The sequence below is a fragment of the Streptomyces sp. NPDC040589 genome, from assembly GCF_055594445.1.
Map to the genome: position 1 here is coordinate 70,240 of NZ_JBVIWP010000005.1, position 13,685 is coordinate 83,924.

Consider the following 13,685-nt stretch of genomic DNA (forward strand, 5'->3'; position numbering starts at 1 on the left):
CTCAGTTGGTTTTCGGGAGCTCCCACAGCGCGTCGCCGACTTGCTGCGCGACCTTGCGGAGCATGGTCCCGGTCACGTGCATGTAGCGGGCGCGCATACGAGCCGCTCCCCCGGGCTCCCAACCCATGATCGAGTCGATCACGACGTCCGGGACGCCGAGGATCAGTAGGACCGTAGCTGCGGTGTGGCGAGCGTCATGGAGACGGCCGTCTCGTACGCCCGCGTCACGCAGAAGCCGCTTCCAGGTGTGGAAGTCGGTGTTCGGGCTCAGCGGCCCGCCGGTCGGCGAGGCGAACACGTAGCCCTTGCCCTCCCAGTCGGCAGCGGCCGCGACCCGTTCTCGTTCCTGCGTCTCCTGGTGCTGGCGGAGAATCTTGATCAGCGGGTCGGGCAGGCCGATAGTGCGTCGCCCGGCGCGTGACTTGGTGGACTTGTGCTCTCGGCGGGTCTGCTGCTTCTGAGGGCAGTAGCCAGCCATCCGACCGCAGGGGTCGGCGCCACACCCGTGGGCGTACTTGGGCCGCAGCCGGTTCTTGCGGATGCGGACGTATCCCGCGTCCAGGTCGACGTCTTCCCAGTGGAGCCCGAGCGCTTCCCCCTGACGGAGACCGAGAGCCAAGGCCACGACCCATCGCGCACTGTTGCGGAGCTTGGCGGCCTCCACCAGGACGCTCTGAACCTCTTCGATCGTGAACGGCTCGATGTCCTCTTCTTCGAGTCTCGGGGCCTTGGCGATCTCAGCAACGTTGGTGGCGACATGCCCACGCCGCTTGGCCTCACCGAGGGCGACCCGGATCGTCCGGTGAGTGTGATGAGCGGTGCCGGCGGAGCTCCCGGCTTCCTGCATCCGCTGGTAAAAGCGCTCCAGATGTTCCGGCTCCAGGCGGTCGAGCTTGTGAGCACCGAGGCCGGGGACCAGGTGCACGCGCACGTCGACCTCGTAGCCGTCGTACGTGTTCTCGGAGACGTACGGCTTGGCGATGTTCTCGACCCAGTGCTCAAGCCAGGCCTGGACCGTCCAGCCCTGCCCCGGCTTCCTGAGCTTCTTCTCGTCCCGCGCCCGCTCCATCTCGCGGACTGCCTTGGTCACGGCAGCCTTGGTCTTGCGCTCAATGTGACGACGGTCCGGTTTGCCGTCATCGCGGAGGCCGACCGTCACTCGTCCGTGCCATTTCCCGTCCTTGCCGAAATAGATCGACGAGGCGCCGTTGGGCTGCCGTGTGCGCTTCTCTTCTGCCATGGCTTCCCCCTCAGGCCGCTTCGGCGGGTCGGTGGCGCAGCTTGGCCACGTAGGCGGGTACGGCGTCGGCAGGGATGCGGCGGAGCCGTCCGACCGTCACCGACTCGATCTCTCCGGCCAGGACGAGCCGAAAGCAGGTCGTACGGCCGATCCGGAGCCGCCGTGCTGCCTCTTCGACGGTCAGGAGCATCAGGGAAGGGTCGTGGGACTCCAGCACGGTGGCAGTGGCTCGGGGCTCAGCCATTGGTTGGTTCTCCTTCCGTTCCGGGGGCGGGTTCGAGGGAGGCGGCAAGCCAGGATTCGGCCTCCGAGAGGCCGGTTCCGGCGAAGACCCAGTGCGCGAGGACGTACGTCGTGTCGGGCTCGGGGCCGTTGGCTGTGGCGGCTTGGGCTCGGCGCCATTCGGCGCGGGCGTCGCGGAGGGCGCCGAGGGTGGTGGAGTAGCGGCGGGACTTGGTGGAGAAGTGGCCGCGGAAGCCGAGCATGTGGGCCCAGGCGCGCAGGCGGAGGTGTTCGAGGTCCTTGCGGGCGCCGAGGAACCATGCGGTACGGATCATGCGGCGGGCGTGGTCGCTGATGCCGAACTGGGCGAGTTCGGCGGCGAACTTGAGGGGGCGGTCGAGAGCTCCCGTGGCGGTCTCGGCGCCCTTGGTGGCGTACTTGGCGATGTAGGCGGCGACGGCCCGTTCGGTCAGCTCCTGGCCGTCGTCGAAGTCGGCCGAGCGGATGGTGCGGACGTCGAGTTGACGGCCGAAGGTGAAGGTGTGGGAGCGGCCATCGATGACCGGGCCCTCGACATTGACCTTGGCTGCGGCGGTGCCGATGGCGTCGGTGAGCAGTTCGGCGGTTGCCCAGGTTGGGGGTGCGGTGTCGCCGCCGCTGGGGCCGTCGATGCGGATGACTGCGTGGAAGTGGACCGCTCCGCGCTTCTGGTACTCGGCGACCTTGGCGAAGGACACCCGGGCGTGCTCGCGGAACCGGCGCTGTGACAGTCCCGCGCGCTTGGCGACCTCTCGGCGCAGGTAGGTCGAGAAGCGCCGCCAGAGCGGACCGGCGTGGGCGTTCCACAACACGGCAGCTTCGTAGTCGTAGGTGTCCGGGTCGAGCGGGGTGCCGAGTGCGTCGTCGTCCTGGTCGTGGCGGATGCCGCAGCGGCAGGGGCGTCCGCTGGAGGGGCGGTTGTGGACCGGGCCGAAGCTTGGCGCGGTGAAGGTGGCGAACACGCGCGGGTGCGTGGCGACGTGTTCGGGGGTGCCCTTGCCGCCTCGCAGGCCCGAAGTGATCAGGTGGAAGGTGTCGCGGCGGTAGACCTCCGCGCAGGCGGCGCAGCGGGTCGTGCGGCGGTTGTTGCAGCGGACCAGGAGTTGACCGGCCGGGAGGCTGGTGGAGTCGAGGCGGTGGAGGACGTTGCCGATCTCGCCGGTGCGGGTGTCTACGTCGTATTCGGTGCGGTGGCCGTCGAGGCGGATCGGGTGGGTGCAGCCGCCGAGTCCGGAGAGTTGGCGGAGGATACCCGGCAGCGTGCCCTGCGAGGCCAGGTTCACGAGTTCCGGAAGTGGGGGCGGAGTGGTGCGGGTGAAGATGGCGATTCCCTTCTGACTGGCTCGGTTGGGAGGAAGGCGCCGGGGCGGCGAGATGCTTGGTCGTGTGCCGCCGCCCCGGAGGCCGGCGCGGTTCAGCGGCGGTGGTGGTCGCGGAGCATGGAGCGCAGGACGACAGCGGCCACGGCTACGGAAATCGCCGTGACGGCGACAGCAGCCAGGAGCGCGGTGAGGACGACCCCGCCGACGACCAGGGCCACGACGGTCTTCTGATCGATGGAGACCGACGGGAGGGAGCGCCGTAGGGGCGCCTCCTGGTGAGTCGGGATGTGGGTGTGTGCGGGCGGCGGGGTCGGGCTGTCCGGGTACTTGGGCAGGAACACGGCCGAGGTCTCCTTATCTACTCGTCTAGGTGTGTGAGCCGTTTATGACGGTCACGCCGGAGCGCGTGCCGGACTCGATGGCGGGAGCGAGGAAGGTGTGCGAGAGCCAGAAGCCGAAGAGCGCGATCAGGACGACGACCCAGGTACGGACGCCGAGGAACTTGATCGCTCCCCAGGCGAAGAAGCCGAGGACGACGACGAGCGGCAGGCTGACGGTCACGAGCGCGGGTCCTTTCAGCGGACGGGGCAGCGGTGGGTGCGGGCCGTGAGTTCCGCGGCGGCGCGGCTGTCGTAGTCGGCGGAGAAGCCGCAGCGCGGGGCGGTGCATGCGGCGGTGTGCTTCTCCTGGCCTCGGCCGTCGAAGGAGGTTCCGACCTGGACGGGGCCGATACGGCTGACGTCGCGGAAGCGGCGGTTGGCTGTCATGGGTTGGTCTCCCATCAGATGTGTGCGGCGATGGCTTCCGCCATGGGCGCGGGTACGCCGAGGCGGGCGCGGAGAGTCGGTGCGTCGATCGGGGCGCCGGTGCGGGTGTGGTGCTCGGCGGCGACCTTGCGGGCGTGTTCGACGAGGGCGGCAGGGACGGGAACGGCAGGGCGTTCGGTCGGTGGCTCGATGGCTGGCTGCGCGGGCGGTTCGGGGTCGGGAGCGACCTCCTGGTGCTTGAACTCCCCTGTCTCCTCCACGTCGTCGTGAGCACTCGCCGTTGGCGCGGAATGGGCGAGGAGAGTGCCGCCGAGGAAGGCGACCGCAGGCCAGCCAGCGACGAGGATGCGCAACCAGGCCGGGACCTGGTCCAGGTCGAGGAGGCCGGCGGTCGCGACGTTCGCGCCGAGTGAGGCGGCGAGCGCGATGACGAACCAGCACCACCCGGCCGCTTTCGCCTCCCCCGATCGCAGCCGACGCCAGGCAGCGACGAGCAGCAGGTCAACCGAGATCGGGTAGGCCCACGCCTTCCACCCGTCCTGCCCGGCCGCCGAGGCGATGTCGTGCAGGTGGGCGAAGGACAGCGCGGCAGCGATGACAGCCTGGACGAGCACCGCGTCAACGCGGGCCAGTTGGGCACGCACGAAGCGACTCCTTCCGGATTCAGGCATAGGAGGGGTAGGGATTTGACGTGAGGCGGTCACGCCGACCGGTGTTGGTGGAGGAGGTCAGCCGGTTGCCGAGCGCGGCTCGACGACGGGGCCCGGGGACTCGACCGGCCGCTCCGCGACGTCGGGCTGGAAGGGCTTGAGCGCGGGCAGGTCGGGCACCAGGTGCGCGGAGTCGCGGCAGGTCTCGGCTGCATCGCTGAGGGACAGGTACGGCGTACGGATGCGTGACCACCCACCGGAGGTATCGCCCGCAACTGCCAGGCCGGGCCGTTCGGGAGCAATGGCGCAGGTGGCAGAGACCGCCTCGGGGGCGATGTCGCCGAGTGCCATCTTGGCTGAGGCTTCGTCGTTGACGCGGTGGCAGACCCGGCCGGTCAACTGAGCGCGCAGCATGGTCGCTCCCTTGCCCAGCTCGGCGCCGAAGCGCTGCCCGCAGACCTCCAGGTAGATGCCGGCCGCGCGGCCGAGTTGGGCGAGCCGGATGAGCTGGGTGACCATCTCATCCCGTCGTTCCTCGTCTTTCCTGGTGGCGACGAGGAAGAGTTCAGCCACCTCGTCGACGAACAGCACGACGGGGACGGGGCGTTCGGACGCGGGCAGTCCCCAGGTGTCGGAGGTGATCTCCTCGGCCGGAGTGCCTGGGGCGATGCCCTGCCGGTCCTTGATCAGGTCGTATCGGTCCTCCATTTCCTTCACGAGCACGGGCAGCAGTTCGGCGGCCTGCTCCGGATCGGTCGCCAGCGCGGAGAGACGGGCCGCGAACGGCGCCAGTTCCACTCCGCGTTTGCAGTCGATGCCGACGAGGGCGACCGGCTGAGGGGCGAGTCCGGCGATCAGGTGCCGTAGGTACATGGACTTGCCTGACAGGGTCGCGCCGAGGGTGAGTTGGTGGGGCACGGTCCGGTAGTCGCGTACGAACGGCATGGCGTCTTCCCGCAGTGCCACCGGAACCTGAAGGAACCCGGCGTCCACCTTGCGAGGCATCCGCACCCGCCGCAGCACGTCGAAGCCGACCAGCCGCAGCTCAACCACACCGGGCTTGATCGTCGAGACGTACACGGCGTGAACGCCCCAGGCGTGCCGCAGCCGTTCGGCCGAGGCGGCGACGTCGGCCGGTTCCTGCCCCGGTGCAAGGCGGAGCCGCAGCCGCAGCCCGGTCGAGGTGGGGCGGATGATGCCGCGACGCGGCGGTACGGGCCGGATTTCACGGCGAGTGGTGGCCTTGACCGCCAGCATCCGCAGCCGGGACGGAGCCACGGTCAGGCCGCAGGCTTCCATGACTGAGCCGTAGGAGCTGAGGAGCCGGGCCGTGGATATCGGCAGGCCGACCGTGGACCAGTACACCCCGGGGTGCTTGGCCCGGGCGTAGGCGGCCCCGCCGCCGAGTGCGGCGACAGGACCACCCACTTCCAGGACTGTCGTTAGGTCGGTCATCAGGCAGCGGCCCCGGTGGCGGCCGGGAAGGCGGCCGGTGTCACGGCGGCGGCGCGGTAGGCGATGCCGTGCCGCTGCTGCCCGTTGAAGACGCTCTCCCACGGCCTGGCCACCAGCCCCGGCAGCGAGACCGGAGCCCCGAGCGTCAGCCCCTCGGACACTCCACTCTCGGGAACGGTGACCTTGATCAGCGACGACTCGCCGTCTTCCAGGTAGACGACGCCGAGCGTCATCAGGGCCTCACCGCTCGTCGCGTCCTTGGCGATCTCGCCGGTCTGCCGGTCGCGGACCTTGGGCTCGGGCGCCTCGGTCAGCAGGATCGTTGCGGCCGACGTCTCTACACGGATGGTGCGCAAGACTTCTTCCCATCTACTCGTCTATACAAGATGCGGTGTTCGAACCCGATCTCCGGGAACGACAACCACCTTGCCACACAACTTGCCCACTCGTCTATACGAGTAAGCCTGTTGGGGTGTACGAGTTCGGAGAAGCCTCCCCGCGCACCACCGCCGGTCAGGCGCTCACGTCGCCGGGAGCTGGTACGACAGCACGTACGCGTCGGCCGCCATGACCGTGTCACAGACCTCCACAGCCCGGCCTTCCTGGTCGAACGCGGTACGGATCAAGTGAATGACCGGCACGCCGGAGGCCAGCCGCAGCGTGCGCACCTCATCGGGCGAGGGCATCCGGGCGCGGATCTCTTCCTCAAAATGGTCGAGGCGGTGCCCGAGCTCCTCAAGCCGGGCGTAGATGCCACCGGGCCCGGGGTTCGGCTCGGCGATCGGCGTACCCCGCGCGATGTCGAGCGGCAGATACGAGGTAGCGAACTCCACCGGCCGCCCGTCCAGCAGATACCGGCGACGCCGGGCCAGCACCCGCCGCACGGACCCGAGCCGGGTGGAGACGTCCTGGCTGGCCTTCTCCTCCTTGACTTCCAGGCTGTCCACCTGCGGGTGACTGCCGGCGGCGTCGGCCTCCACGATGAAGGCGGACTTCCCCTGCTCGCGGTGGCGCCGGGCGAACCGGTCTGAGGCGAGTCGCCGTACAGGCGGCCGTGGTCGCACGAAGACGCCTTTGCCATGCTCGGCGTGCACCAGGCCCTCGCCCTGGAGGACGGAGAAGGAGTTTCGAACCGTCATACGGGAAACCCCGTAATGCTCGACCAGTTCGGCCTCGGAGGGCAGCTTTTCGCCCTCCTTGAATCGCCCACGGTCGATGGCCTCGCGCAGCTGGTCGGCGATCTGCCGGAAGACCGCACGATCGCTCGTGGGGTCGAGATCGCCGAGGAGGCCGGAGGAAAGAGAGGGCACGTGTACTCCTTTAGGTATCTAGACGAGTGGGCGAGCTTTGTTGCTACCGTGGAGAGCCTAGCCAGCTGAGAGGGCAGAGGAACGTGAGCACCGACCGTCCGCACTCCGTGAGCGTCGCCGGAGTCATCGTCGACGACCAGGACCGCGCCCTCTTGATCAAACGCCGTGACAACGGCCACTGGGAACCCCCGGGCGGAGTCCTCGAACGCGAGGAAACCATCCCCGAGGCCCTCCAGCGGGAAGTCCTTGAAGAGACCGGCATCAAGATCGCGCTTCCCGCGACCCTGACCGGGATCTACAAGAACATGAAGGGCTTGATCGTCTCCATGGTCTTCCGCTGCGAGGCCGCCGACGGCACGCCCACCACCGGGGACGAGACCCGCGCACTGCGCTGGGCCACCCGCGAAGAGGTCATCGAACTCGCCGACGAGGCATACGCGATCCGCGTCCTGGACGCATTGGACGCGGTATCCCCGCCGGCCATACGCGCCCACGACGGCGTCAAACTCGTCTAGCCCGAACCCGCTGCACATGGCGGCCTACCAGCACGAAGGAACTTGTATGCACGAGTATACGAGCACCGCCCGGGTCTGGGGACTCACTTGCCCAGGTTTTCCTGAAGAGGTCAGCAGGGCCCGCCGCTGGACACGGGACATCCTGCGTGGATCGCCTCTGGCCGACGACGCCGAGCTGATCGTGAGCGAGCTGAGTTCGAACGCGATCCTTCACACGGCCAGCGGCACGGCATCCGGCAGCTTCCACCTGGCCCTCGCAGTCTCACGGCAGGTGGTCGCCCTGTCGGTCACGGACGCCGGAGGCACCGGCATCTCCCCCAAGGTCGAGCACCAGGACCAGGACGCCGAACACGGCCGAGGGCTGGGCATGGTCACCGCGCTCGCGCACCGGGTCTTGGTCCACAACAGCCAGGCCGGCCACACGGTCACCGCGGAACTCTTCGCGAGCCCTCGACCAGGAGGACGCGCATGGTGACGGCGACTCCTCACGAGCGCTTAGCCGCCGCAGAAAACGGCACTGCATACCGCTGCTGGGCAGTGGCCTACCCCGCATACGAGACCCGCTCCATCTCCCTGGGAGCACTCGACACGGCGAGTCCCCGCCTCGCACTGCGTTGGCTGCGCGAGCAGACGCGCAACGTCACCGACCAGCTCGACGCGGCATACGCCCAGCCGGGGCGCCACTGGTTGAGGGACGAGGCCGAGCACGAACGTGCACTCGCCTACCTGACCGGGGGCACCGCCTACCAACTCACCCTGTACGACGAGAACACCCGCTACGTGCTCGTTGCCTACCCGCCGGGAGTGACCTCGTGACCGGACTCCCGCGCGGCTACTGGTGCGAGTGCTGGACCCAGGACCTCACCAACGAGTCGGAGCAACCGGCTCTGCATGCATCGTTCGACGCGTACTCCGCTCCCCAAGCCGACAGATGGGTAGCAGTCGCGCTCAGGACCATCACCCCGGCACTAGACACCGCAGCCAGCGGCGAAGCGTGGTCATGGCTGTACGAGGAACGAGTCGAGACAAGAAGAGCTCTCCTGCGCTCCGAGCCCTGCACGGTGACAGTCAAGCACGCCACCACCCGCATCACTTGGACGATCCGACCAGTGCTCTTCCTGCCCCTCGCTCACCGCCGAGGTCGCGAGCTTCCTCCATGTGCGTACGACTTCAAGCCCCGCACCACCGACTGAGTTACAACTTTCTCTACTGGTTCAAGGCGGCTCGCTCCGCTCACCGCGCGCGGCCCGGCCTCCGGCCGGGCCTGCGCTCCTGTCTCCGCCCCGCTCCAGCCCGGCCGGCGCCCGTGCCGCGCGTACAGCAATCAGCCACTTGATGCCAGAGAAGAGGTACGCCGTGGCTGGGGCGGTCGGCTACACGGCTTTACGGAGCCACTTTGGCGCGAGCCTCGAAGATCATGGCCCCAACGTCGTGCTTTACCGGGCAGGTCCACAGACTGCCCGACGCGCCGGAAGCTTACGGGGCCATGATCACTCGCGCCAAAGCAGCGCCACCCCAAAGCCGCTCCGCCGACCTAAGGGGTTATGTGGACCGCTACATGACGTCCGTGACCACCCAAGAGGTGGGCAAACCTTGAGAATCTCGCAACACGACCGGCTCGCAATTTTTGGAAGCATTCTTTATTGCGGCCTTGAGTGCATCATCTAGATTCTTGGTAACTTTGGCGGCGCGAGTTGAGGTCTCTCTTTTTTCACTATATCCCCTGGATCCCGGATCCAAAAATCGCAAACTCAACCCCGCCGATACTTTAATTTTCCCGGCAAGGATTTTAGCGTCACCTTCTTTCAGTAGCCGAGCAGCTCTGCTCAGGATGACGTCAAACCCGAGAGCGATAGAAACGGCCTGTGTGCAGAAATTCTGCAGATCTCGCGGTTGAGTGTCCGCATCAGCATTATGTGCAGCATCATGACGCCATCGTATTGCCTGGTCATAAGCCGCCTTCAGTGGCATACTGCCTGCCCCACATCGACTCGCAATGAGGGATATTTCGTTCCAGGCATCAGCAGCATGGAAAGCCGTGACAATCTGCGTCACCTCGCCACTGCTTACGTTTGAGCCTGAATACCCAAGACTGAACCGACTCAGTTGAAGAGCGCCGCCTGCTGTGCTTGCAACGTGTCTGCCAGCCTCCTGCAACAGCGCTATGGGATCTTGACCTGCGTTCTTGGCCATATCCGCTCGAGCTCTTGCCGCCTTCATCGCCCCCAACGTAGCGGCATTTTGCAGAATTTCTGGCAGATCGGTGAAATGAACGACGGTTCTACTCACCGCATCTAGCAAATCTCCCGTCCGAGCGCGGATGAAATCCTCAAGGGAGGTGAAAGCCACCACCATAAGTCCGTTGCGCAACAGCCGGGCACGACTGTTGTGCGCCACATCAGTTAGTACGCGATCAATAAGAAACGGTTCACTAGCAGCTTGCTCGATTGTGCGGATCCGCTGAATAAACGCCTCACGCGACGATAGAGACATACACACCCCCCGCAGCTGCTAGAATTCCGTAACCAATTCCAAAACCCTACCGATGCGATACGCGACACGTGAAGGCGTGTTAGTAGACAGACGGACGGCTTCATTGAAAGTCCGGTCGTCGAAAAGGGAGCGAGTATTTTCCACAACGTCAGCACTCCGTGACGCCAACGAGGCCAGCCGCTTGTCGTCTACTGAACTCACGGCCACCATCTGGGCGTCGTACATACCGGCCAACATTTGATCACGCCAGCCGTTGCCCTCGGGACGTTTGAAGGCGTGAGGCCCCCAAATTTGCTCACACGCACTCAGCGCTCGCAGGAATGTTTGACGGAGTCGGTCAATTTCCCGAGCTCCCATATTCATGTTTGTCTCCATGTAACTGTCCATGGAGACTCGATAGTCACCGGAGAAACTTCGCCACTGCTCCAGCAGGACCAGGTAACGCAGCACGGACTCTGCGTCCTGCATGAGATTGTAGGCAGAAGACCTATTGTCCTTGATTTTAAGTTGCCGCCGCAGGAATGGGGCTTCAGAAAGCTCCATCAGTAGATCATTCAGTGGGCCACGGTAGATTACGTTCCGGATCTCCTGTGCGTTGAGTGGCTCGCCACCGGAGTTCAGTCGATGGAAAACTTCATACTTCGTTGACCGGTCCGACTGCCGAAGGATGGTGATCGCCCTGATGTAGGGCCTAACTTTAAGAGCGTTTTGAAGCTCGCCTGGCAGGTCCGAAAATCGCAAGCCGTTAATCTCTTCAAAGCGAGTTAGCTGCGTAAGCTGAAACTTGTCCGCCATGAAATCGCGAATCGCAGTGATACGCTGCTTACCATCGATCACGGAGTAGCTTCCGTAATCATCTTCAGACAGGTATACAGGCGGAACAGGAACGTTCATCAGGAAGGACTCGATGAGAGCAGATTGGCGACGCTGGTCCCACCTTTCCCGCCGTTGAAATAGTGGCGACACATCAATTGCGCCAGTCTGCGCCATCTGGAAGATAGTCTCCAGGGAAAGGTCAGACGCCTGAATTACTAGAGCGTCTTGAGATTGCTTGAACTTCTTAACAATGCCAGATTCCGACATTCCCGCCCCGCTTCCTAGCCAGAGGAGTCTCTTTAGTCGATCCTGAGTATGCCCCAGGTGGCGCAGTGAAGGGAACGGATTCACTGACTCTGGCGACGTGCGTACCGCCAGAGGTCGACGTAATAGCCAGGCGTACGCCGAGCCCTGGGCGCGCCCGAAGCAGGAGACCTTAAGTTCGCTGCGTGTCGCTCAGGGCTCGTCTACGCGACCGTTCAGACAGAAGAGAAGCCACTCAAGCCAGTCCGCCGTGACTCCCATAGAGGTGGCCCAGCCGTGCATGCAGCTGACGTAGGTGGCGTACCGGGTGGGCCAGTGGCGTGTGCCGGCCGCCTTCCAACTGGTCCAGCCGAGGGCGTTGAGCGAACGGAAGACCCGGTCGTCGAGGATCAAGGCCCGATCGCATGGGGCGTCGCGGTCATCCACGGCCGCGAACCACTTGGTGAAGAAGGACCGTCCCACCCCCTTGAGGGCGAATTGCCGGTAGGCCTCGCTCAGGTCGCCGACTCGGACCGCTTCGCGCGTGCTCCGCAGGACAGTGGGCATGCGCGTGTCGGACAAGGCCGCTTCCGTGTATCGCGGTCCCCGTCCGTTCGTGGTGCCCGAGCCCCAGACCATGACTGCCACGAACAGGTCACGCAGACTGTCGGGATCGTCGTCCCTAACGCGCTCACGAATATGGGCCAGGTCGCCCCGGCTGATGAGACGGTCGCCGCTCGCCCCGCTCACACATCCGACGCCGGTATCGAGTTCGCCACTCCGTGCGACTCCAACCGCGAGCGCCACGCTTCTGGACGGAAGCGCACGGGCTTCTGTTCGCAATCGCCGTAGCGGACCACAAGCTTCCGAAGCTGCTCCATCATGCTCCCCCTGGCCACGACGACGGCGGCGTGCGTCACCCACAGCGTATGGGAGGAGATGCCAGGCCGACCGCCTATCCGCGATGGCGTATGGACCAGCCCACTGCCAGCACGATCAGAACCGACAGCGCGAAGCCCAAACGGTGACCGGGTTCATCTTCGAGTCAGTCATGACTCGCTTCGCGCGTAGCCGCAGGCTCCTCGGTCGAGTCGCAGTGAGTAGCCGCGGTCGTAGAAGGCGCAGCCGCGGGGACGACTACTCGTTCAAATCGTCAGCCGCGGTTGCATCTTACTCATCCGCGGCTGTAGCGTCCTCGATCTGTTGGACCATCAGGCAGGCGCAGTGCGCGTCCAGTTGGAGGGAGCCCCGTTGTCGGAGACACCCACGGCCAAGTTCGCCACACTCATCGAGGTCGACAAGGGGCAGCCCATCCGTGTGATGCCGGTCAGGAAACATCTTTCGCTGGCCACGGTGACGTGGGGCCACCTGTCGCGGATCGTGCCTGATCCCCGACGGGCGGAGGACCCGAAGGCGCTCCCGTACCTGTCCGCCGCCGAACGCGAGCAGGCGGAGATTCGCAATGAGATCCAGCGGATGATTCATGGAACGAAGAAGAAGGAAAACGCTAAGGACTACGCGCGCTACGTTGCGAACGGGATCGCCGGCATCCGCGGCGAGAGTTGGTCTACTCCTCCCTTCGCTCTCTGGGTGCCCCAAGAGTTGGAGCACGTCGAGGCCAACGGGCCATTCGGCGTCGACTACATCGCCTACCTGCCCTTCGATGCGAGCGGGGTCCTCATGGACGCCGAGACGCAGCACTTGGCACACATCCACTTGTCGGAGAGCCCCTCGCGCTACGGAATCACACGGGAGCAGGTCACCAGTCGGCCCGTGTGTGTGGAGATCTACCACGGCATCCCCTTGAGCGCAGCCCGCCAAATCTTCCACGACCGCAACCTGCTCGGGGTTATCCCGAACAAGAACGTCGCGCTCAATTCCGACTCGAACGACGCCGCCACCAGCATCACCTTCGCTCTGATGGACCGGGTCTCTGTGCCGCACCCGATCACCGGGCAGGAAGTGTCCCTGAAGTCCTTGGTGGCCACGAACAAGAGGCAGCTCAAGGTCGCAGATCCGGAGTGGATGACCCTGTCGACACTGCGCTCGTTCACGGTTACGACTATCTTCGGCCGCTCTGGGTTCGAGAAGACTAGCGGTGCGGTCACGGAACAAGACCTGCCGAAGGGTTACCCGAAGGATGCCGCAGAGGCTGCGGTTGCCCAGGTGGCCAGCGCGCTCTTCCGGACCTTTGCTGACGAGTTCAGCTCCCGCACTTCAACCGTCATCGCCGCTCCGGCCGTGCTGGCAGCTTTGGGAGCGGTCGGGCACAAATGCATGCCCTGGAGCGACGAACCGCGCCGGTCCGTGGAGGAACTCAGCACTCTGCTGTCGGACGTTGTCTGGAAGCGGGATCCTGCGATCTGGAATGGCATCGCTGGTAAGACAACCGCATCCGGCGCTTTGTCGGTTGCCGGAGGCGTGAAGGATAACGGCTCGAAAACGGCTACCGCACTGGAGGATGCTGCCTCGCCTACCTTCAACCGCATCCGTGGCAGGGGCGCCCCGGAGTAGCAGGCGTCAGGTGACGCTCTTAAGACTCCGTCGCCCCCAAAGCACACCTCTCACAGCAATACCTGGGGGCGACGGCAGACCACCCACCCAAGAAAGGTG

At 65.5% G+C, this 13,685-nt stretch carries 18 protein-coding genes; 5 read left to right on the forward strand and 13 right to left on the reverse strand.

Translation table 11 applies throughout. From position 1 onward, the window contains the following. Nucleotide 1: 1 nt before the first annotated feature. The 10 genes from ACZ58V_RS22985 to ACZ58V_RS23030 all read right to left on the reverse strand — a co-directional run bounded on the left by ACZ58V_RS22985 (nucleotide 2) and on the right by ACZ58V_RS23030 (nucleotide 7,005). Entirely contained in the window at nucleotides 2-1,240 is a 1,239-nt protein-coding gene (locus ACZ58V_RS22985) for a tyrosine-type recombinase/integrase (RefSeq protein ID WP_471291882.1), read from the reverse strand. 10 nt (nucleotides 1,241-1,250) lie between these two features. Continuing rightward, nucleotides 1,251-1,484 carry an excisionase family DNA-binding protein gene (locus tag ACZ58V_RS22990; RefSeq protein WP_471291885.1) on the reverse strand — a complete coding sequence of 78 codons (234 nt, stop codon included), beginning with the start codon at nucleotides 1,482-1,484 and terminating at the stop codon, nucleotides 1,251-1,253. Continuing rightward, the gene (locus ACZ58V_RS22995; RefSeq protein WP_471292674.1) at nucleotides 1,477-2,778 is read right to left on the reverse strand and encodes a replication initiator; all 1,302 of its coding nucleotides are present in this window, start codon (nucleotides 2,776-2,778) and stop codon (nucleotides 1,477-1,479) included. The genes ACZ58V_RS22990 and ACZ58V_RS22995 overlap by 8 nt, the downstream gene beginning before the upstream one ends. A 137-nt stretch (nucleotides 2,779-2,915) precedes the next feature. Next, nucleotides 2,916-3,164, reverse strand: a complete 249-nt coding sequence (locus ACZ58V_RS23000; RefSeq protein WP_471291887.1) for a SpdD protein — start codon at nucleotides 3,162-3,164, stop codon at nucleotides 2,916-2,918. 25 nt (nucleotides 3,165-3,189) lie between these two features. Beyond that, nucleotides 3,190-3,384 carry a hypothetical protein gene (locus ACZ58V_RS23005; protein WP_381037330.1) on the reverse strand — a complete coding sequence of 65 codons (195 nt, stop codon included), beginning with the start codon at nucleotides 3,382-3,384 and terminating at the stop codon, nucleotides 3,190-3,192. A 14-nt stretch (nucleotides 3,385-3,398) separates the two neighbouring features. Further along, nucleotides 3,399-3,590, reverse strand: coding sequence for a mobile element transfer protein (locus ACZ58V_RS23010; protein WP_471291891.1), 192 nt, complete (start codon nucleotides 3,588-3,590; stop codon nucleotides 3,399-3,401). Between the two features lie 14 nt (nucleotides 3,591-3,604). After that, entirely contained in the window at nucleotides 3,605-4,234 is a 630-nt protein-coding gene (locus ACZ58V_RS23015; protein WP_471291893.1) for a DUF2637 domain-containing protein, read from the reverse strand. Between the two features lie 84 nt (nucleotides 4,235-4,318). Then, nucleotides 4,319-5,695, reverse strand: coding sequence for an FtsK/SpoIIIE domain-containing protein (locus ACZ58V_RS23020; RefSeq protein ID WP_471291895.1), 1,377 nt, complete (start codon nucleotides 5,693-5,695; stop codon nucleotides 4,319-4,321). Beyond that, nucleotides 5,695-6,051 (reverse strand): SCO3933 family regulatory protein, encoded by a 357-nt coding sequence (locus ACZ58V_RS23025; RefSeq protein ID WP_358966890.1) that lies wholly within the window; start codon nucleotides 6,049-6,051, stop codon nucleotides 5,695-5,697. The genes ACZ58V_RS23020 and ACZ58V_RS23025 overlap by 1 nt, the downstream gene beginning before the upstream one ends. Before the next feature lie 165 nt (nucleotides 6,052-6,216). Further along, nucleotides 6,217-7,005 carry a GntR family transcriptional regulator gene (locus ACZ58V_RS23030; RefSeq protein WP_020274970.1) on the reverse strand — a complete coding sequence of 263 codons (789 nt, stop codon included), beginning with the start codon at nucleotides 7,003-7,005 and terminating at the stop codon, nucleotides 6,217-6,219. 107 nt (nucleotides 7,006-7,112) lie between these two features. Here ACZ58V_RS23030 and ACZ58V_RS23035 point away from each other — a divergent pair, with 107 nt between their 5' ends. From ACZ58V_RS23035 to ACZ58V_RS23050, 4 genes are all read left to right on the forward strand, one after another. Continuing rightward, entirely contained in the window at nucleotides 7,113-7,520 is a 408-nt protein-coding gene (locus ACZ58V_RS23035; protein WP_030851880.1) for an NUDIX hydrolase, read from the forward strand. A 46-nt stretch (nucleotides 7,521-7,566) separates the two neighbouring features. Then, entirely contained in the window at nucleotides 7,567-7,995 is a 429-nt protein-coding gene (locus ACZ58V_RS23040) for an ATP-binding protein (RefSeq protein WP_471291899.1), read from the forward strand. A gap of 62 nt (nucleotides 7,996-8,057) precedes the next feature. Beyond that, a complete protein-coding gene (locus ACZ58V_RS23045) occupies nucleotides 8,058-8,336 on the forward strand; it encodes a hypothetical protein (protein ID WP_471291901.1) in 279 nt (92 codons plus the stop codon). Then, the gene (locus tag ACZ58V_RS23050) at nucleotides 8,333-8,713 is read left to right on the forward strand and encodes a hypothetical protein (RefSeq protein ID WP_471291904.1); all 381 of its coding nucleotides are present in this window, start codon (nucleotides 8,333-8,335) and stop codon (nucleotides 8,711-8,713) included. Before ACZ58V_RS23045 ends, ACZ58V_RS23050 begins: the two co-directional genes overlap by 4 nt. A 361-nt stretch (nucleotides 8,714-9,074) precedes the next feature. Here the strand turns inward: ACZ58V_RS23050 and ACZ58V_RS23055 are convergent, their stop codons facing one another. From ACZ58V_RS23055 to ACZ58V_RS23065, 3 genes are all read right to left on the reverse strand, one after another. Next, a complete protein-coding gene (locus ACZ58V_RS23055) occupies nucleotides 9,075-10,013 on the reverse strand; it encodes a hypothetical protein (protein ID WP_471291906.1) in 939 nt (312 codons plus the stop codon). Nucleotides 10,014-10,031: 18 nt separating this feature from the next. Then, entirely contained in the window at nucleotides 10,032-11,096 is a 1,065-nt protein-coding gene (locus ACZ58V_RS23060; RefSeq protein WP_471291908.1) for a GmrSD restriction endonuclease domain-containing protein, read from the reverse strand. 189 nt (nucleotides 11,097-11,285) lie between these two features. Beyond that, on the reverse strand, nucleotides 11,286-11,996 hold the full coding sequence (locus ACZ58V_RS23065; RefSeq protein WP_471291911.1) for an 8-oxoguanine DNA glycosylase OGG fold protein: 711 nt from the start codon (nucleotides 11,994-11,996) through the stop codon (nucleotides 11,286-11,288). A gap of 327 nt (nucleotides 11,997-12,323) precedes the next feature. Between ACZ58V_RS23065 and ACZ58V_RS23070 the strand changes: the two genes are divergently transcribed. Then, nucleotides 12,324-13,586: a DNA sulfur modification protein DndB gene (locus ACZ58V_RS23070; protein ID WP_471291914.1), complete on the forward strand. Its 1,263-nt coding sequence runs from the start codon at nucleotides 12,324-12,326 to the stop codon at nucleotides 13,584-13,586. The last annotated feature ends 99 nt before the right edge of the window (nucleotides 13,587-13,685 follow it).